The sequence below is a fragment of the Paraburkholderia tropica genome, from assembly GCF_014171495.1.
GTDB classification, from domain to species: domain Bacteria; phylum Pseudomonadota; class Gammaproteobacteria; order Burkholderiales; family Burkholderiaceae; genus Paraburkholderia; species Paraburkholderia tropica.
This window is the reverse complement of the sequence record NZ_CP049135.1, coordinates 133,312-151,043: the sequence shown is the minus strand read 5'-3', so window position 1 is coordinate 151,043 and position 17,732 is coordinate 133,312. Positions and strand designations below refer to the sequence as shown.

Genomic DNA, 17,732 nt, shown 5'->3' with positions numbered 1-17,732 from the left:
GGGCGATCGTTTCCTGAAGAAACTGCGTCACCGATTTAATGCATGACGATGCCCGCCGCCGACATCGCCGCAAACAATTGCGCAATCATGCTCGACGACTGGAACGACAGACGCGGATTGCTCACCACTTCATCGAGCCAGCGCACCGTATCGAGTTGAATCAGGTCGTTCACATACGAGGCGAATTCGTGACGACTCAAATCGTCCACATCGACCGGCGTGCCATGCGCTTCGAGATAAGCCGGCGCCGCGAACAGGCCGGATTCGCCGTACTGAAAGCGCCCGAAATTCCATCGATTCTGGTGGAGACCGCGTTTATCAGCAACCCGGGCGAAAAACGCAAACTCCAGATTCCGGCTTACCGCCAGCAAATGGCCGATGCGATTTACGACGGCATCCGCCAATATTTCGCCAGTCATCCGCCGCTTAAGCGCAACGTCACCGTTTGAATCTCGCGACCACATCGCACATCGACGTTCAGGACAGCTTGTTTCGCGGTGCGCTGTTAAAATGCCCGCGATTTCAGCCACTTTTCTCCGTGCATCGACCATGCGAATTCTCGCGATTGAAGATGACCCCGATATTCTCGGCAATATCGCCAGCTATTTGGGTGCCCGAAACACGATGGTCGATTGCGCGCTCGACGGCGTGCAAGGCTATGCGCTCGCCACGCGCAACGAATACGACGTCATCATTCTCGATCTCGCGCTGCCGCGGCTCGACGGCTACGAATTGTGCCGCCGCCTGCGTGAAGACGCGCAATGCGAAACGCCGCTCATCATGGTCACGGCGCGCGACACGCTCGACGAACGGCTCGCGGGTTTTCACGCCGGCGCCGACGACTATCTCGTGAAGCCGTTCGCGCTCGCCGAACTCGGCGCGCGCGTCAAGGCGCTCTCGCAGCGTCCGCGCAAACGCTCGGTCGCGCGCTCGCTGCAGGTCGCTGACCTCGTGCTCGATCTCGACACGCGCGAACTCGCGCGCGCGGGCCGAACCTTGCGTCTGCCGCCCGCGCCCATGACCTTGCTGAAAATTCTTATGCAGGAAAGCCCGTCGGTGGTGGCCCGCGTGCGTCTCGAGGAAGCGCTGTGGCTCGACTCGCCACCCGACAGCGACAGCCTGCGCACGCACATTCATCAGCTACGCCAGGTGATCGACAAGCCGTTCGAACAAGCGCTGCTGCAGACGGTGCACGGCGTGGGTTATCAGCTACGCGCGGCGCAAGACGATGCGCGCTGACGCGCCGCGAGACGCGAGCCAGACTCAGCCGCAGACTCGGTTGGAAACGCGTCCGCGCCGCACGCTCGCGCGCGACTTCGTGCTCGCCTATCTGGTGCTCGCGTTGATCGTCGGCGCGCTGCTCTCGCTCGTCTCGATGTGGACCGTCAACCGCCTCGAAACGCATTTGCAGCAGATCGATATGGGCATGGCGCTCGACCGCGTGCGCGACGAATATCTCGCGGGCAAGAGCGTTGGCCGCGTGAACCGCTTCTTTCACGGCGAACCGGGCAGCGATACGTTTCCGACCTGGCTGCGCGACGTCGAGCCCGGCTTCTCGCGCCTCGAACACGGCGACCGCGACTGGCATGTGATGGCCGACGACCGCGACGGCGTGCGCTACATGCTGCTGCGCGACTACACGGCTTTCGAGGAGCGCCGCGTGCATTCGCACTGGCTCACGGTGCTCAGCGTGGTCGCGAGTCTGCTGGTGGCGTTTCTGCTGGGCGGCGCCGTCACGCGCCGCTTCGTGCGCCCGCTGATCCGGCTCGCGGAACAGGTCGTCAAGCGTCCTGCGCTGCCGCCGCAAACGCGTCTCGCGCACGCGTATCCGGAGAACGAAATCGGCCGGCTCGCTGCCGCTTTCGACGCCACCTACAACGAACTCGAAGCCGCGCTGCAACGCGAAAAACTCTTTACCGCCGATGTGAGCCACGAATTGCGCACGCCGCTCACGGTTATTTCGAGTTCGTGCGAACTGCTGCTCGACGACCCCGCGCTCACCGCCACGCAACGCGCGAAACTCGAACGTGCGCACGCGGCCTCGCGCGACATTCATCAGCAACTCGCCGCGTATCTGATGCTGTCACGCGGTTCGGCCACGGCCACGGGCTTCGCGCAAAGCGACGTCGCCAGTGTGGTGCGCGAGGAAATCGCGCACTGGTCGCCACGCGCCACGCAACTCGGCTTGCGCATGGAAGGCGAATTCGCCCCTGCTAATCCATTACCTGGGATGACGAATCTTTTTCCGGCTGCACTGCTGCGTATCGTGCTCTCGAATCTGATCCGCAACGCGCTCCAGCACGCGGCCAGCGGCACGCGTATTCTCGTGCGCGCCGACGCCGCCAGTTTCGAAGTCGCCGACGACGGTCCTGGCATCGCGGCGAGCGTGAAGCCCCATGTTTTCACCCCATTCGTGCGCGGCGGCGAAGCGGGCGCGGACAATCTCGGCCTCGGGCTCTCGCTCGTCCAGCGCATCTGCGAGCATCAAGGCTGGCTTGTCACGCTCGATTCCGCGCCCGGCGCAGGCACGCGCTTTCGTATCGAACTCACGGCGAGCAAGGCCGCGATCGACTGAAAAATGCCTTGAATCAAGGGCTTTTCGCATCGACCGGGCATCGGCCACGCATCGGCGAAATCTGCCCTCGCCCGAATCATAGCGATGCCGGCATCAAGAAAACGTTAAGACGTCGTTCCGCGCGCACAGTGACACCTCACCATGCGTGCAACTCATGAAGTCAGCGAAATTACTCAACGTCGGCGCACGCGTGCAACGGTAGGATGCGGAGTTTTCCGCCAACGCCATTGCGCACGCACGTTCATGAGCACAGGTATGACTTCACGCCGCGCCTTCGCCACGCGCACGATTTTCACCGCCCTCCTGTTGCTCGCGCTGATCGGCGCGGGCGCATCGGTCTGGGCGTTTTCCGGTTACGTCGGTGTGGCGGCGACCGACAAGGACAATGCGCTCGTCGCGTGGTTTTTGCACACGACCTACCAGCGCTCGCTCGACCGGCAGTCGGCCGCGGTCGCGGTGCCGGACAATCTCGTGAACGACGTCAACGTGCGCGCGGGCGCGCATCTCTATGCGCAGCATTGTGTCTACTGCCACGGCGCGCCCGGCGTGCGTCTCGATCCGATCGGCGCGGGCATTTCGCCGCGCGCGCCGGATCTGCTCGCGGCCAAACGTCATAACGGGCCGCAATCGACGTTCTGGGTCATGCGCCACGGCGTCAAGATGACCGCGATGCCCGCCTTCGGCAAATCGCTCGACGACACGCAGCTCTGGCAGCTCGCGGCATTCCTGCGCGCCCGACGCGGCATCGACGCCGGGGACTATCGCGCGCTCACCGGCCCGGTAGCGGACGCGAGCGGCGATCCTTCCACCGGCCGGAAGAGTCCCTTGGCGGATTAGTGGTTAACCCTGGGAGATAAGACCTCTAGACTTTTAGTCATGGATTGCGGCGAGTTGCCGCAGCCAATCACGAAACAGATCGGAGGTTGTCATGAAGTCGCTTGTCCAGGTTGCTGCTGTTGCCCTTGCTCTCACGCTCCCGGTTGCCTCGTTCGCCCAGTCGAACGGCGGCATGACCCGCGCGCAGGTTCGCGCCGAACTCGTGCAGCTCGAACAGGCCGGCTATCGCCCGGGCGACGGCGACAACGCCCACTACCCGGAAGCGATCCAGGCCGCCGAAGCCAAGGTCGCCGCGCAGAACAGCGCAGTGGGCGGCGCCGCGGCCGGTTCGTCGGCAGCAGGCGGCCGTTCGCAAGCGGGCCAGTAAGGCCTCGTGAGCGTCGATGAGCGCCGATGAGCGCCCGTCGGCTTCACAGGCGCGGCCCGGTTGCGGCTGACGCATGACCGGCAAGCCGCGCCGAGCGTGCAAACGGAACATGAAACCGAGCGTGCGCGCGGCACACGACGCGCGCTCGGGCGCCGGATCGCGGCAATCCGCCGCACCGCTATAGTGCGACGGACCTCGATCCCGTCAAGCCGACAGGTCTTACACTGGTTACCGTCGCCCGCCGAGGAACCGCCCGTGCCTATCCAGTATCTGCGCAGCTTCACGTCCGTGGAACGCACCGAGAAAGCCAATCTCCGGCTCGGCCGCGCGCTCGCGTGCATCGCGGGCGCGGCCAACGCCGGCGGCTTCCTGGCGGTCGGGCAATACACCTCGCACATGTCCGGCATCGTCTCGTCGGTGGCCGACAACCTCGCGCTCGGCGATATCGGCCTCGCGCTCGCCGCGCTCAGCGCCATCTTCGCCTTCGCGGGCGGCGCGGCCACGTCCGCGGTCCTGATCAACTGGGGACGCCGCCGCGCCGTCCACAGCGTCTACGCCTTGCCGATGATGCTCGAAGCCCTGCTGCTGACGGGCTTCGCCGTGCTCGGCGCGAACATGGAACACCATCGCGTGCTGTTCGTGCCCGCCACCGTCGCGCTGCTCTGCTACGTGATGGGCCTGCAGAACGCGATGATCACGAAGATCTCGCACGCCGAAATCCGCACGACGCATATGACCGGCATCGTGACCGATCTCGGCATCGAGCTCGGCAAGGGGCTGTACTGGAACTGGGGCGTGCCGGCGGGCGCGGCGCAGCACGTGCGCGCGGACATGCTGCGCGTGCGCGTGCTGGCCTCGCTGCTCGGCATGTTCCTGATCGGCGGGCTGGGCGGCGCGCTGGCGTTCCGGCATCTGGGTTTTTCGTCCGCGGCCCTGCTCGCGGCCGCGCTGCTCACGCTCGCCTGCGTGCCGCTCGCCGACGATCTGCGCCGATGGTCGCCGCGCGATCCGGCTTGATCCGTCCCAGTTCAGGTTGATCGGTTCGGCCGCGGCGAGTCTCGCTATGCCGTCGCGCGACTCGCCGCGCCGCCGCTGAGGAATTCGACGAGACTCGCGGGCGTGCGCTCGTCGAGACACAGCGCGAGCGTGGTGCAGGAATCCACCGCCGCCGCGTAGCTGCGCGCAAACATCTTCGTTTCGTAGGCGGCGAACGCGGCCTCGGCATCGCCGGGATGGGCGGCGATCGCCGCGCCTAGCTCCGCACCGTCGAGCATGGCGAGATTCGCGCCTTCGCCCGCGGGCGGCGCGAGATGCGCGGCGTCGCCGAGCAGCGTCACCCCGCGCACGCGCGTCCAGCGATGATCGACCGGCAGCATGAACAGCGGACGCGGGACCGGCGCGCCCTCGCCATCGGTGATCAACGCCGTGAGCGCGGGCGCCCAGCCCACGAATTCCGCCGCGATGGCAGCCGTCGCACTGGCCGCGTCGTTGAAGTCGATCGCGTCGAACCACGCCAGCGGGCGATTCAGCGCGATATACGCGTGCAGCACGCCGCCGGGTTCGCGATGCGCGAAGATCCCTTTGCCGGGCGCGGGCGCGAACAAGCCGCCGCCGCCCACGGCCTCGGCGGCCGCGACGTGGCGCGTATCGACGTCGCGCAAATACGTTTCGATGAACGTCGTGCCGACATACTCCGGCACCGCCGCCGACAGCAGCGGCCTGACCTTCGACCACGCGCCATCGGCGCCCACCAGCAACCGGCTGATCACGCTGGAACCGTCGGTGAACCTCAGCCGGTGCTCGCCATCGCCGAGCGGCGCGACCTCGCTGAGCTTCTTGCCCCAGCGCACCGTGCCCGGCGGCAGCGACGTCAGCAGCATGTCGCGCAATTCCCCGCGCAACACTTCGGGCCGCCCGCCCGTGCCGTCGTCGGGCTCATCGAGCAGCAGCGCGCCCTGCGAGTCCCGCACGCGCGTGGCCTCGCCGCCCACGTGAACGATCGCCCGGAACGCGTCGCTCAAACCGGCCGCCGCCAGCGCGGCCTGCCCGTCCTGCTCGTGGATGTCGAGCATGCCGCCCTGCGTGCGCGCTTGCGCCGACGGCTCCGTCTCGTAAAGGGTCGCGGGAATGCCGTGCAGATGCAGGACGCGCGCGAGCACCAGCCCGCCGAGTCCCGCGCCGACGATCGTCACCGGTGTCGTCATCGCGTTTCCTTTCAATTGGTCATGTACGAAACACTCATGGAACGACGTTCCATAGGAAAAATAGTTTGGAACGAAGTTCCATAAGTGTCAAGCTACGGGGATGACCACGGAAAACCGGACACGGCGGCGCGCGGACGCGCTCACCCAACAGCGGATCGTCGAAGCGGCGATCGAGATCCTCGACCAGGACGGCGAGGACGCGCTGACCTTTCGCGCCCTTGCGGCGCATCTCGCGACCGGCAGCGGCGCGCTCTACTGGCACGTCGCCGACAAGCAGACCTTGCTCGCCCAGGCCACCGACCAGATCGTTGCCGCCGCGCTACACGAAGCGGCAACGCGGCCGCAACCGCAGGACGCGATCCGCGCGCTGGCGCTCGGCGTCTTCGATGCCATCGACGCCCATCCATGGGTCGGCGCGCAGTTGGCGCGCGATCCGTGGCAGTACGCGGTCTTGCGGATACTCGAAGGCGTCGGCGTGCAGGTGCAGGCGATGGGCGTGCCCGAGCCCGCGCAATTCAACGCGGCGACGGCCATTCTGAGCTTCATTCTCGGACTCGCGGGGCAGTACGCGACGCGTCCGCAAGCGGCGCTCGAAGGCGTGGATCGGGCGGCGGTGCTGGAAAACGTCGCCGCGAAATGGGCGCAGCTCGATGCGGCACAACACCCGTTTGTACGTCAGGTGGCGGCCATGCTGTCGGGTCACGACGACCGCGAGCAGTTTCTCGCCGGTATCGATTTCATTCTGGCCGGCATCGTACAGAACACGATCGTGTCCTGATCGGCAATTAATCAGCCATCCGAATTAATGGTGCGTGCCCCTCAGAATGTGGGCAAGAGCCGGCTCAATTCGTCCAGCGACCGACTTTGATAAGCAGGACGCGACACCATCCAGGTCTGGATGGCGGTCAGCGGAATGGACTGCACGGTGCTCGCAACCGCGAGCGTGGCGAGCACCGACTTCGGAAACACCGCCACGGCTGTTCCGGCGGATACCGCCGCAAAAATCGCGTGATACGAGTGGTATTCGATGATCTCGGGACGAGATCCCGCGTCCGCGTGTTGCGACTCCAGCCATTGCTCGCCGAGCCGGCGATATGTACAGCCCTTCGGAAAGGCCGCGAGCGGAAAGTGCGCCACGCTCCCGGACGCAGCGCCCGCGCGACCCGGCACCAGCAGCAGCAACTCCTCGCGAAACACCGGCACCGCCGCGAGACTGGTATCGTCGTCCGTGTTGAATTCGAGGGCGGCGCGCTCGTCGGTTTCCGCCACGAAGGCGCAATCGAGCCGGCTGGCCTTCACGTCGTCGATCAACGCGCGCGTGGTGCCCGTGGAGATTTCGAGCTGCACGTCGGGCCACAAACTCTGATACGCGCCCAGTAGCCCAGGCAGCCGCGCCGCCGCCGTGCTTTCCATCGCGCCAATTCTCAGCTTGCCGACGGGTACGTCCGACTGCATCGCCTGCCGCGCCTCTTCAGCGAGCGTGAGCATGCGATGCGCGTAGCCAAGCAGACGCTGCCCGTTTTCGGTCAGCGTCATACGCTTGCCTTCACGCGAAAAGAGCTGCACGCCCAGTTCCTCTTCGAGCTGCTTGACGCGCGTCGTGACGTTCGATTGCACGCGCTGCAGCAATTGCGCCGCGCGCGTGACGCTCTGTTCCTTCGCGACCAGGCTGAAAATCTCCAGATCGAGCAGTTCCATACGTCGATTCCCAAATAGCGAATACGTCAATCACAATCATCTCAATTCGAGATTTTACTGCCACTCAAGCGGCATTCGAAACGACTGAATTGAGTCGCGCCACCGCGTCGCGCATTTCCACTTCGAGCGTCCGCATGAGTTCCGCAGCGGGCAGCGCGCGGGACAAGGACGCAGCCTGACCGGCCCATTGCGCGCCATAACCGAACTCGCCCTTGGCCTTGGCCGCCGCATTCAACGCCTTGCCCGCGTCGTAGGTGATGGGATAGGCGGGCACGGTTTTCGGGCTCCCTGCCTCGTGCAAGATCTGCGTGAATTTGTTCACGATCGAGCGCGCCGCGCGGCCGGAAATGGCCTCCGTGAAGGTGGTGTGTTCGGCGGCAGCGCCGAGCAACGCTTTGCGATAACCGTCGTCGACCGACGTTTCCGGACACGAAACGAACGCCGTTCCCAGTTGCGCCGCCGATGCGCCGAGCGCCAGCGCCGCCACGATGCCCGCGCCGTCCATGATGCCGCCCGACGCGATCACCGGCAGGCTGCATTTCGCGGCCACGAGCCGCGTGAGCGCGAACGTGCCGAGCGCGTCGTCGTGCGGCGTGGCGTCGAAGATACCGCGATGGCCGCCCGCTTCGATACCTTGCACGACGATCGCATCGACACCGGCCGCCTCGACCTGACGCGCTTCATCCAGATTGGTCGCGCTCGCGAGCAGACGAATCCCAGCCTGTTTGTAAGCGGCAATCAGCGCGGCATCCGGCAAACCGAAATGAAAACTCACGACTGCCGGACGCGCGTCGAGCAGCATCGTCTGCATCGCCTCGTCGGCGACGAAGCTGGTGTAGATCTCGCGCAATTGCGCCGGCGGCTCGGCGTCGTACAGCGCGAAGTAGCGCTGCAGCCATTTGAGCCAGGTTTGCTCGACCTCGCGATTCGCCACCGCAGGCGCGTGGCAAAAGAGATTCACGTTGAACGGTTTCTGCGTCAGCGCGCGCGTGGCGTCGATGGCCTTGCGCGCGTCGGCGGCATTCATGGCGCCCAGGCCAAGCGAGCCGAGGCCGCCGGCATTCGACACTGCCGCAGCCAGCGCGGGCGTCGCCACGCCTGCCATCGGCGCCTGAATGATGGGCTTCTCGATGCCCAGGATTTCCAGAAGCGTGCCTGAAGATTTCACGTTCATGATGACCTCATTTCGTTCGCTGAACCGCGAGGAGTGATACGCCTGTCGATACGGCATCATCTTACATGGAAATTATGTACGTTATATACATCTTTTTATGAGATTAATCGCGCAGGCGCGCAGGCCATCATGTTTCGATGTCAGATTGCCCGACGCGCGCGCTCAAGCGCGCAAGCCCACCGGCACGTTGAGCGTGGTCTTCACACGCTCCATCGCCACGAAGGTTCGGAAACTCTTCACATTCCCTTCCGCGAAAAACAGCGAGCGTGTCAGCGCGGTGTACTCGGCCATATCCCGCACGCAGAAAATCAGAATGAAATCGACATCGCCGGTCACGTAATAACACTGCTGGACCTGCTCGCACGCTTCGAAGCGTGCCTTCATTGCGTCGAGTAATTCGACCGCTTCATTCTCGGCCGATACATGCGTGATCACCGTGACATGCGAACCGAGCGCGCCCGGATTCAACACGCTGCAATCGCTTTCGATCACACCGCTCTTGCGCAGACGTTGCAGACGCCGTGCGACGGACGGCACCGAAAGATTGATCTGCTGACCGATTTCCCGATGCGGAACCTGATTGTCCCGCTGGACGATGTCGAGAATCTTGAGGTCGAAATCATCGAGTTCGATGCCGCGGTCGGTCGTGGCCATGAGAAAAATTCTCGTATTGAAGTGCAAGGAAGAAGCCGGATTTACGTGCGCAAACCGCAGTCGAGCGTGAGAATTTATTGCATTCTTCACTCGAATTACGATTACAAATAACGCACGCATCGCAATATTATTTCACGCATCGAATCGACGCCATGTCTTACGGAGTGTGTTAAATGCTGATCGCCAATCCGCGCGCCACGTGTGCCGCGTACCCTTCCTCGCTGCAAACTATCCTGAACGTGCGCGCGGCGGATGAAAGCGGAGCGTGGCTCTCCAGTTGGGGCCAGCTTTCGCGCTCCGCCACGCCTTTGTGGGATCTGCCCGATGCGGCCTCGGCGCTGGGCATCGCGCGCCTGAGCGTGAAAGACGAAGGATTGCGCTCGCCGCTCGGCAGTTTCAAGGCGCTCGGCGCGCCGATCGCGCTCACGCGGCTGATCCTGCGTCTCTGGCACACGCACGAGCTGAATCCACAGCGCCTGCTGCGCGGCGATTACGCCGACCTGCTCGCGTCGCTCACGGTCATCAGTGCGACGGACGGCAACCACGGCAAAGCGCTGGCCGCGGCCGCACGCGATATCGGCTGCCAATGCGTGATCGTGCTTCATGCCAACGTCAGCCGCGAACGCGAGGACGCCATCGCGCACTACGGCGCACGCATCGTCCGGATTGAAGGCGACTACGACGCGTCCGTCGAACATGCCGCGACACTCGCGGCGGACAATCAATGGCATGTCGTCTCGGACACCTCGTACGACGGCTACGAAACAATTCCGCGCGACGTCATGCAGGGCTACGGCGTGATTGCGGCCGAGACGCTTTCGCAACTCGACAGCCCGGTCACGCACGTGTTTCTGCAAGGCGGTGTCGGCGGCCTGGCGGCGGGCGTCGCCAGTTATCTCTGGGAACACTTCGGCGCGCAGCGACCGCAATTCATCGTCGTCGAACCGCAACAGGCCGACTGTCTGTATCAAAGCGCGATGGCGGGCCGCGCGACTCGCGCAACGGGCAGCGTCGATTCGGTGATGGCCGGACTGGCCTGCGGCGAAGCCTCGCCGCTCGCGTGGAAAATTCTCGAGGGCTGCATCGACCACTTCATGACCATCAGCGACGACGACGCCGTGGCCGCCATGCGTGCGCTCGCCGCCGGCTCGGAACGCGATGCGCCATTGGTCGTGGGCGAATCGGGCGCGGCAGGATTCGCCGGCCTGAGCGAACTCATACGGAATCCTGAATTTTCACTGCAAGTCGGCTTGGGATCGGCATCGCACGTGCTCGTTATCAACACGGAAGGCGCGACGGCGCCCGGCGTCTACGAGGCGCTGGTCGGCGAGTCGGCGATCAGCGTCGGCACGCGCCAGGCGGCGTGGATGAACGCGATCGAACACTGACATCGGCACAACAAGTCACGAGACAGGTCACGACATGGAAACCTCGCTGCAAGAAAAGCTGCAAGGCTGGCGCCGCCAGTTGCACCAGCATCCCGAAACCGGGTTCGAAGAAGTCCAAACGTCCGATTACGTCGCGAACATTCTCAAGACGCTCGGCATGGACGTGCACCGGAACATCGGCGGAACCGGACTCGTCGCCAATCTGAAAGTCGGCAACGGAACGCGGGCGATCGGCCTGCGCGCCGAGATGGACGCGCTGAATATCGCCGAGCAGGCGCCCGGCCGACCCTATGCGTCGTGCAACGCGGGCAAGATGCACGCTTGCGGCCACGACGGACATATGGCGATGATCCTCGGCGCGGCGCAACTGCTCGCGGAACGTCGCGATTTCGACGGCACGGTGCGCTTCATCTTTCAGCCCGCCGAAGAACACGGACGCGGCGCCAAGGCCATGATGGCCGACGGTTTGTTCGAGCGCTTTCCCGTCGACGCCATCTTCGGCGTACACAATATGCCCGGCCTGCCCGCAGGCAGCATCTCGACGCGATCCGGTGGCGTCATGGCCAGTGAAGATAACTTCGTTATCCATATCAAATCGCGTGGCACGCATGCGGCGCGGCCGCATATGGGCGTCGATCCTGTGGTGATTGCCGCGCAGATCGTGCTCGCGTTGCAGACGATCGTTTCGCGCAATCTGGATCCGAGCCAAAGCGCCGTTATTTCGTGCACGGAAATCATCACGGATGGTCTGCGCAACGTGATTCCTTCGAATGTCGTCATCAAAGGCGATACGCGCAGTTATTCGCCCGACGTGCAGCGTCTGCTGGCGACCCGCATGCGCGAAGTGAGCGAAGGCATTTGCCGCACGCATGGCGCCGAATGCGCGTTCGAGTACACACACGAATTCGTGCCGACCGTGAATACACCGGCATTCGTCGACGTGGCTGCGGCAGCAGCGAGCATGGTCGTCGGCGCGGACAAGGTCGACGCGAATGTTCAGCCGATGATGATTTCGGAAGACTTCGGCGCGTTTCTGCAGGTCGTGCCGGGCAATTTTGCGTTCATCGGCAACGGCATCGACGCGGACGACGGCGGCACGCCGCTGCACAATGCCGGCTACGATTTCAACGACAGCATCCTGACGACAGGCGCGCGGTATTTTGCGGAGATTGCGCGGATGCAGTTGGCGGCGAGGTGAGCGGCGTGTGGGGAGTTTCGTTGTATATTGAACAACAAACGTTGTAGAATGGACAACAACCAGTCGTCAAATGGCGGCCAAGTGGTGTTCGAATGTTGTACAAAACACAACATTTGTTGTCTAATACACAACAACCCTCGCCGTTCGACAGGAGCCGCCATGAATGAAGCACTTTTCTCCGAGCTGTTTGGCGGCAGCGGCCGCTACAAGGTATTGCGACATCTATTCGAACATCCCGCGCAGTTTTACAGCGCGCGCAGGCTCGCCGAGGAAACCGGCGTCGATCCCGGCAACATTCATCGCTGGCTGCGCAAATGGACCGATGTGGGCATCCTGTGCGGTTCGGGCAAAACCGGTTATCAGGCGTCGCTCGATCCGGCGCTCGTGCCGCTCGGTGCCCTCTTTCGTCAGAGCAGCGAACTCGTCGACGGTCTGCGAAACACGCTCGAAGCCGTCCCGGGCATCGTGGCGGCCGTGATCTTCGGCTCTTACGCGCGCGGCGAGGAAAAGGCCGAGAGCGATATCGACGTGCTGATTGTCGGCGATGTGCCCGAACTGAAAGTCAACGCACTGCTCAAGCCGCTGGCGCGTCGATGCGGGCGCCCCATCAATGCAAGCGTCATTCGGCCTGCGCTATATCGTGAACTCGTCAACAAGCAGGACGCGTTCGTCACCGACGTGCTGCACAATCCAACGATTCCGTTAATTGGAACGCTGGATGCCCACACTTGACGACCTGCTGAACGAGCCCAACACACCCCTCGTTCGCCGCGCGGCGAACAAGGCGGATCTGCGCGCGTGGATCGGCGAGGCCGACAAGAAACTGCGCGACGCACGCAATACCGATATCAGCGAAAGCACACGCATGGACGCCGCCTACGACGCGGTCTTCTTCTGCGCCCTCGGCGTGCTCTCCACGCAGGGCTGTCGCGCGACGGCGAGGCCCGGGCATCACGTCAAGGTGCTCGAAGCGGCGGCCATCGTCATGAAGACGCCGCAACGCCTGCAGGACAGCGTCGAGGCCTTGCAGGACTGGCGGAACCGCAAGTATGTGGCGGCTTTTCTTGCGACGGAAGGCGATGTGGCCGAGGCGATCGAAACGGCACAGACGTATCAGGCGAAGGTCTTCGACTGGCTCCAGGCCAACGCCGCGACGCTGCTCAAGTAAAAGCGACTCGCCCCCTCACTTCGCCTTCGGCACCAACCGCAAAAACGCCCGCACCGCGGGTGCGCGCTCGTGCCTGCGGCACACGAGCGCCAACTCCGACGTAATCGGCTTGCCCGCAATCCGCCGATACACGATGCCCGGCAAGCTCACACAGCCCGCCAGCGCGTCGGGAATCACCGCCACCCAGCCGTTCACCGAGACGCACGCAAGCACCGCCAGCAAGCCGCCCGGCCGCGCCGCGATGCGCGGCACGAAGCGCCCGCGACGCGCGAGTTCGAGCGTGCCGAACTCCTGCTCCGGCACCGCGAAACTGGCCTCCGCGAGATCGGCCGGCCGCAGCGTCTCCAGCGCCGCATAGGGCGAATCCGCCGGCACCGCCGCCACGAAGGCGTCGCGCTGCAAGGTGAACACGCGCACCGTGTCGGGCAGCGTGAGCGGCGGGCGCACGTAAGCGACGTCGAGCAGACCCGTCTCCAGACGCCGCGCCACGTCTTCCATCGGGATCTCGGTCACGCTCACTTCCACGCGCGGCCACGCGGCGCGAAACTCGCCGATCGAGCGTTGCAGCGCGCCCGAATAGACCGCCGACGACACATAGCCCGCCACGATCCGCCCCACCTCGCCGCGCGCCGCCAGCGCCGCGAGTTCCTGACCGCGCTGCAGATGTTCGAGCGCCGCCGCCGCTTCGGGCAGATACGCCTCGCCCGCCGCGGTCAGCGACACCGCCGTGCGCGAACGATGAAACAGCCGCGCGCCCAGATGACGCTCGGCCTCCTGAACGTGGCGCGTGAGCGCGGGCGGCGCCATGTCGAGCTCTTCGGCCGCGCGCGCGAAATGCAGATGCCGCGCCACGCTGAGAAAGGCCCGCACGTGGCGCAGTTCGAGACGACTCATGATTACCGGTTTCGTGAAGCAAATTGCCATTTTATGGCAATGACTGATAACCGTCGATGATGCGACGATGCGGGCTCTTTCTTCGCGTCTTTTTCTTCACGTCTTTTCCAGCGCGCCACCATCGCTCATCGCCATGTCCGATTCGTCCGTTTCCAGCGTCGCGCTCGACTCCGCCGCGCCGACCGATCCGCACCCGGATTCGTTTTCCAGCCGCCATCCGAACGTCACGCTTGCCGTCGCGTCCGCGACCTGCGCGCTGATCGTGCTCGACACCAACGTGGTCGCCGTGTCGTTGCCCGCGATCGCGCACGCTTTTCACGCGAGTTTCGCCGACATCGAATGGGTCGTGAGCGCCTACATGACCGCGTTCGCCGCCTGCCTGCTGCCTGCCGGTGCAATCGCCGACCGCTTCGGCCGCCGTCGCGTGCTGCAATGCGGCCTCGCGCTGTTCGCGCTCGCTTCGCTCGGCTGCGGCGCGGCGCCCACGGCGGCGCTGCTGATCGCCGCGCGCGCCGTGAAAGGCCTGGGCGCGGCGCTGTTGCTCACGTCTGCGCTCGCCGTGATCGCGCACCGCTTCGCGCAGGGCCCGTCGCGCGAGCGCGCATGGGCGATCTGGGGCATGTGCATGGGCATCGCGACCGCCATCGCGCCGTGGGTCGGCGGCGCGATCACGCAATGGGTCGGCTGGCGCTGGATCTTTCTGATGAATCTGCCCGTGTGCGCGGTGCTCGCCCTCGGCGCGCGGCGCGCCATCGACGAATCGCGCGATCCGCACGCCAAGCGCCTCGATCTGCCCGGCGGCATGCTTTTCGCAGCGGCGCTCGCGTGCGCCGTGTCGACGCTGATCGGCATTCCCGCGCACGGCTGGCAATCGGGCGCCACGCTCGGACGGGGCGCAGCGAGCATCGCGCTGTTCGCACTCTTCATCTGCAGCCAGCGCTGGCAAACACGGCCGATGATCGATCTGCGCCTGTTCCGGCGCGCGCGCTTCGTCGGCGCGCTGCTCGGCATGTTCGGTTACGCGGCCTGCGCTCAGGTCATGATGACGTTCCTGCCGCTCTACTTGCAGATCGCGTTCGGTTTCACCGCGCTGCAGGCGGGTCTCGGCATGCTGCCATTCGCGGCGGCGATGATCGCCGGGCCGTCGCTCGGCGCAGCGCTCGCGCGGCGCGTCACGACGGGCGGCGTGCTGAGCGCGGGCCTCGCGCTGATCGGCGCGGGCAATCTCGCGATGGCCGCGTGCGCGGCGGGCGGCCACTATCTCGCCGTGGCGTTCGCGATGCTCGTGACCGGCACCGGCGCGGGCGTCATGAACGGCGACACGCAAAAAGCCATCATGGCCTGCGTGCCGCGCGAGCGCACCGGCATGGCCTCGGGCATCAGCACGACCACGCGATTCACGGCCATCGTGACCGCCGTCGGCGTGCTCGGCGCCGTGCTCGCGGTGCGCACGCACAGCGCGCTCGTGCAGTCGATCGCCAGCGTGCCGGCCGCGCTCCATGCCGTCGACGCGCGTTTCATGGCGAGCCTGCTCGCAGGCGACCCCGGCGAGGCGCTGCGCACGCTCGACGCGCCCACCGCGCATCTGCTGGCGCAGGCCGCGCCGCTCGCGTTCGCGCACGGTTTCGCGCGGGCCTTGCTGGTGAGCGGCGTCGTGGCGCTGGCGAGCGCCATTGCAGTCAAACTGATGGCCGACGCACGCGATTGAATCGCGCCAATTATTTCGTCATCCGAATAATTCGACGAAAAAGAAAATGCGGGCTCGCCGCGAAGGACGAACCCGCATCGTTCGATCGACACGCGCGGCCCAAGCCGCGCGCGCCAGTCACACGATCCGTCGATCAGAACGCGTGACGCATGCCCACCGTGACGGCAACCTGCGTGTCCGTCGACGACGGCGACAGCGTGTTGATCATCGCGTGCGAGAGCACCGAGCCTTCCGGCGCGCCGTGGACGTTCTGGTACACGCCTTCGAGGTAGAAGTCCGTGCGCTTGCTGATCGCGTAGTCCGTTTGCAGCATCGCCGTGTTCCAGCCCGGGTTCGAGCCGTTGTACGCGCCGTGCGTGTACGTGTAGGCGCCCGACACCGACCATGCCGGCGTCAGTGCGTACTTCACGTTCGCTTCGAAGTTGTCCAGACGCAGCGAGCCCGCGAGCGAGCCGGCCGAGTTATCGCCGCTGCCAAGGTACGTGCCCGTGCCGAACGAGAACACGCCCGACGCGTTGTCGATCTGCGAGTGGCTCCAGACGAGGCCGGCCGTGACCGGGCCGTACGTGTAGTTGCCGCCCAGCGACCAGACGCGTTGACGTTGCGCCACGAAGTTCGCGCTCGCGTCGCTCGTTTGCACCGCGCCGCTGCCGTTGCCCGCGCCGTTCAGTTGCAGGTAGCCGGCTGCGAGGTTGATCGGGCCTTGTGCGTACGACACCGCGAAGCCGTACGAGCGGTTGCTTGCGAAGCTGGTCTGGTTGCTGAACGAGTACATCGTCTCGAACGTGACGCCGTACCACGTCGGGCTCGCGTACTTAACCGAGTTGTTGATGACGACCGAGTTCGCCGCGAGGTTGTCGTTTTCGAACGGATGCGCCGCGAGGCTGCCGCCCCACGTGTTGAATTCCGCCGTCAGCGGGCCGACGAGGTCGTTCATCACGTCGAACTGGCGGCCGAACGTGACCGTGCCGTATTGATCCGCCTGGAGACCGACCCACGCCTGCGAGCCGAACATGTCGCCCGAGAATGCCTGCGCGCCGTTGTTGAGGATGAAGCCTTGCTCGAGCTTGAAGATCGCCTTCAGACCGCCGCCGAGATCCTCCGTACCCTTCAGGCCGAACACCGTGTTCTGCGTCGAGCTGCTGTTGAGCTGCCAGTTGCTATGGCCCATCTGGTTGTTCGTGTAGACGAGACCGGTGTCGATGAGACCGTACAGCGTGACGCTGCTCTGGGCATGCGCGGAGACGGCAAAAGCGCCGGTAAGTGCGAGGGCGATTAGCGATTTTTTCATGTTTTATGGCTCCGGGTTTTGGCGTTAATTCATTGAATCGAATGCGCTTTCCACACAACACCTGTCGAGGCGGCCAGTGCGTTTCGCAGATCCATGCGAATCGCGCTTGAATTGCGAAATACCTCAATAACGACAAGCGATTATTGCGAACGACGCAATGCCGACCTTAACTTGCAAGACAAGGCAGGCATGCCGGGCAGGCCGCTCGTGGCGCCGCGCCCAGTGGCGGAAATAACGATCAGGCGCATCATAAGGCTTCGAAAATAAAAATTGCGTTGAAATTGAGGCAGGCGTTGCGCCGAAAGAACACCTGCCAATAACGCGTGCATCGGCGGTGCAATTCGCGCCCCAAAAAAGCGCATGCGATGCAATAAATCGACCATTCAGACGCGATCGTAAAGAAAATGAAATCTGAATCGCGATATATCGATTAAGCCGGACGTGAACATTACGCGCGTTCAATGCGTAATTCATAAGCGTATTCAAGACGCGATTCAAATCGCCATTCAGATGACGAATGCGCTCGCCATGCGGCGTTAGAATCCGCAGCACGCGTGCGCCACGTCCGATCCGGCG

General features: G+C 64.5%; 19 protein-coding genes and 1 pseudogene. 12 read left to right on the top strand and 8 right to left on the bottom strand.

The window, feature by feature from the left end; translation table 11 throughout:
* Positions 1 to 35 precede the first annotated feature (35 nt).
* On the bottom strand, positions 36 to 173 hold the full coding sequence (locus G5S35_RS39450; protein WP_234774723.1) for a hypothetical protein: 138 nt from the start codon (positions 171 to 173) through the stop codon (positions 36 to 38).
* Positions 174 to 251: 78 nt separating this feature from the next.
* On the opposite strand from G5S35_RS39450, the pseudogene G5S35_RS39445 reads away from it, so the two are divergent.
* The 6 genes and pseudogenes from G5S35_RS39445 to G5S35_RS15415 all read left to right on the top strand — a co-directional run.
* Positions 252 to 449: pseudogene (locus tag G5S35_RS39445) on the top strand (N-acetylmuramoyl-L-alanine amidase family protein); the annotation flags it as partial.
* Positions 450 to 549: 100 nt separating this feature from the next.
* Positions 550 to 1,239: a response regulator transcription factor gene (locus G5S35_RS15435; protein ID WP_065060698.1), complete on the top strand. Its 690-nt coding sequence runs from the start codon at positions 550 to 552 to the stop codon at positions 1,237 to 1,239.
* Positions 1,240 to 1,279: 40 nt separating this feature from the next.
* Entirely contained in the window at positions 1,280 to 2,575 is a 1,296-nt protein-coding gene (locus G5S35_RS15430) for a sensor histidine kinase (protein ID WP_074982307.1), read from the top strand.
* A gap of 255 nt (positions 2,576 to 2,830) precedes the next feature.
* On the top strand, positions 2,831 to 3,412 hold the full coding sequence (locus G5S35_RS15425; RefSeq protein WP_065060696.1) for a c-type cytochrome: 582 nt from the start codon (positions 2,831 to 2,833) through the stop codon (positions 3,410 to 3,412).
* Between the two features lie 91 nt (positions 3,413 to 3,503).
* Positions 3,504 to 3,779, top strand: a complete 276-nt coding sequence (locus G5S35_RS15420; protein ID WP_065060695.1) for a DUF4148 domain-containing protein — start codon at positions 3,504 to 3,506, stop codon at positions 3,777 to 3,779.
* Between the two features lie 255 nt (positions 3,780 to 4,034).
* Positions 4,035 to 4,796 (top strand): YoaK family protein, encoded by a 762-nt coding sequence (locus tag G5S35_RS15415; RefSeq protein ID WP_065060694.1) that lies wholly within the window; start codon positions 4,035 to 4,037, stop codon positions 4,794 to 4,796.
* Positions 4,797 to 4,840: 44 nt separating this feature from the next.
* Here the strand turns inward: G5S35_RS15415 and G5S35_RS15410 are convergent, their stop codons facing one another.
* Complete coding sequence (locus tag G5S35_RS15410; protein WP_183039161.1) at positions 4,841 to 5,983, bottom strand: FAD-dependent oxidoreductase; 1,143 nt, start codon at positions 5,981 to 5,983, stop codon at positions 4,841 to 4,843.
* 100 nt (positions 5,984 to 6,083) lie between these two features.
* On the opposite strand from G5S35_RS15410, the gene G5S35_RS15405 reads away from it, so the two are divergent.
* A complete protein-coding gene (locus G5S35_RS15405) occupies positions 6,084 to 6,761 on the top strand; it encodes a TetR/AcrR family transcriptional regulator (RefSeq protein ID WP_074982317.1) in 678 nt (225 codons plus the stop codon).
* 41 nt (positions 6,762 to 6,802) lie between these two features.
* Here G5S35_RS15405 and G5S35_RS15400 read toward each other — a convergent pair whose 3' ends face one another.
* The 3 genes from G5S35_RS15400 to G5S35_RS15390 form a co-directional block, all read right to left on the bottom strand.
* Positions 6,803 to 7,681 (bottom strand): LysR substrate-binding domain-containing protein, encoded by an 879-nt coding sequence (locus G5S35_RS15400; protein WP_110326944.1) that lies wholly within the window; start codon positions 7,679 to 7,681, stop codon positions 6,803 to 6,805.
* Positions 7,682 to 7,745: 64 nt separating this feature from the next.
* Positions 7,746 to 8,855 carry an NAD(P)H-dependent flavin oxidoreductase gene (locus tag G5S35_RS15395; protein ID WP_065060720.1) on the bottom strand — a complete coding sequence of 370 codons (1,110 nt, stop codon included), beginning with the start codon at positions 8,853 to 8,855 and terminating at the stop codon, positions 7,746 to 7,748.
* A gap of 162 nt (positions 8,856 to 9,017) precedes the next feature.
* Positions 9,018 to 9,509: an Lrp/AsnC family transcriptional regulator gene (locus G5S35_RS15390; protein WP_065060690.1), complete on the bottom strand. Its 492-nt coding sequence runs from the start codon at positions 9,507 to 9,509 to the stop codon at positions 9,018 to 9,020.
* 173 nt (positions 9,510 to 9,682) lie between these two features.
* On the opposite strand from G5S35_RS15390, the gene G5S35_RS15385 reads away from it, so the two are divergent.
* The 4 genes from G5S35_RS15385 to G5S35_RS15370 are packed head-to-tail and all read left to right on the top strand — an operon-like array spanning position 9,683 to position 13,263.
* The gene (locus G5S35_RS15385) at positions 9,683 to 10,897 is read left to right on the top strand and encodes a diaminopropionate ammonia-lyase (protein WP_183039160.1); all 1,215 of its coding nucleotides are present in this window, start codon (positions 9,683 to 9,685) and stop codon (positions 10,895 to 10,897) included.
* 34 nt (positions 10,898 to 10,931) lie between these two features.
* A complete protein-coding gene (locus G5S35_RS15380) occupies positions 10,932 to 12,095 on the top strand; it encodes a M20 aminoacylase family protein (RefSeq protein WP_183039159.1) in 1,164 nt (387 codons plus the stop codon).
* Positions 12,096 to 12,143: 48 nt separating this feature from the next.
* Entirely contained in the window at positions 12,144 to 12,827 is a 684-nt protein-coding gene (locus G5S35_RS15375) for a nucleotidyltransferase domain-containing protein (RefSeq protein WP_183039158.1), read from the top strand.
* Positions 12,802 to 13,263 (top strand): hypothetical protein, encoded by a 462-nt coding sequence (locus G5S35_RS15370; RefSeq protein WP_183039157.1) that lies wholly within the window; start codon positions 12,802 to 12,804, stop codon positions 13,261 to 13,263. Before G5S35_RS15375 ends, G5S35_RS15370 begins: the two co-directional genes overlap by 26 nt.
* Before the next feature lie 15 nt (positions 13,264 to 13,278).
* Here G5S35_RS15370 and G5S35_RS15365 read toward each other — a convergent pair whose 3' ends face one another.
* Positions 13,279 to 14,157 (bottom strand): LysR family transcriptional regulator, encoded by an 879-nt coding sequence (locus tag G5S35_RS15365; protein WP_065060687.1) that lies wholly within the window; start codon positions 14,155 to 14,157, stop codon positions 13,279 to 13,281.
* Positions 14,158 to 14,290: 133 nt separating this feature from the next.
* On the opposite strand from G5S35_RS15365, the gene G5S35_RS15360 reads away from it, so the two are divergent.
* Positions 14,291 to 15,865: an MFS transporter gene (locus G5S35_RS15360; RefSeq protein ID WP_183039156.1), complete on the top strand. Its 1,575-nt coding sequence runs from the start codon at positions 14,291 to 14,293 to the stop codon at positions 15,863 to 15,865.
* A gap of 133 nt (positions 15,866 to 15,998) precedes the next feature.
* On the opposite strand, the gene G5S35_RS15355 is transcribed toward G5S35_RS15360, so the two are convergent.
* A complete protein-coding gene (locus tag G5S35_RS15355) occupies positions 15,999 to 17,156 on the bottom strand; it encodes a porin (protein WP_065060685.1) in 1,158 nt (385 codons plus the stop codon).
* A gap of 123 nt (positions 17,157 to 17,279) precedes the next feature.
* Positions 17,280 to 17,708 (bottom strand): hypothetical protein, encoded by a 429-nt coding sequence (locus G5S35_RS15350; protein WP_161495534.1) that lies wholly within the window; start codon positions 17,706 to 17,708, stop codon positions 17,280 to 17,282.
* Positions 17,709 to 17,732 lie beyond the last annotated feature (24 nt).

Coding starts and splice junctions, on each gene's coding strand:
- G5S35_RS15390 (WP_065060690.1), bottom strand. CDS start 9,509: ATGGCCACGACCGACCGCGGCATCGAACTCGATGATTTCGACCTCAAG.
- G5S35_RS15375 (WP_183039158.1), top strand. CDS start 12,144: ATGGACAACAACCAGTCGTCAAATGGCGGCCAAGTGGTGTTCGAATGT.
- G5S35_RS15435 (WP_065060698.1), top strand. CDS start 550: ATGCGAATTCTCGCGATTGAAGATGACCCCGATATTCTCGGCAATATC.
- G5S35_RS15380 (WP_183039159.1), top strand. CDS start 10,932: ATGGAAACCTCGCTGCAAGAAAAGCTGCAAGGCTGGCGCCGCCAGTTG.
- G5S35_RS15420 (WP_065060695.1), top strand. CDS start 3,504: ATGAAGTCGCTTGTCCAGGTTGCTGCTGTTGCCCTTGCTCTCACGCTC.
- G5S35_RS15410 (WP_183039161.1), bottom strand. CDS start 5,983: ATGACGACACCGGTGACGATCGTCGGCGCGGGACTCGGCGGGCTGGTG.
- G5S35_RS15360 (WP_183039156.1), top strand. CDS start 14,291: ATGTCCGATTCGTCCGTTTCCAGCGTCGCGCTCGACTCCGCCGCGCCG.
- G5S35_RS15355 (WP_065060685.1), bottom strand. CDS start 17,156: ATGAAAAAATCGCTAATCGCCCTCGCACTTACCGGCGCTTTTGCCGTC.
- G5S35_RS15365 (WP_065060687.1), bottom strand. CDS start 14,157: ATGAGTCGTCTCGAACTGCGCCACGTGCGGGCCTTTCTCAGCGTGGCG.
- G5S35_RS15385 (WP_183039160.1), top strand. CDS start 9,683: ATGCTGATCGCCAATCCGCGCGCCACGTGTGCCGCGTACCCTTCCTCG.
- G5S35_RS15400 (WP_110326944.1), bottom strand. CDS start 7,681: ATGGAACTGCTCGATCTGGAGATTTTCAGCCTGGTCGCGAAGGAACAG.
- G5S35_RS15405 (WP_074982317.1), top strand. CDS start 6,084: ATGACCACGGAAAACCGGACACGGCGGCGCGCGGACGCGCTCACCCAA.
- G5S35_RS15425 (WP_065060696.1), top strand. CDS start 2,831: ATGACTTCACGCCGCGCCTTCGCCACGCGCACGATTTTCACCGCCCTC.
- G5S35_RS15395 (WP_065060720.1), bottom strand. CDS start 8,855: ATGAACGTGAAATCTTCAGGCACGCTTCTGGAAATCCTGGGCATCGAG.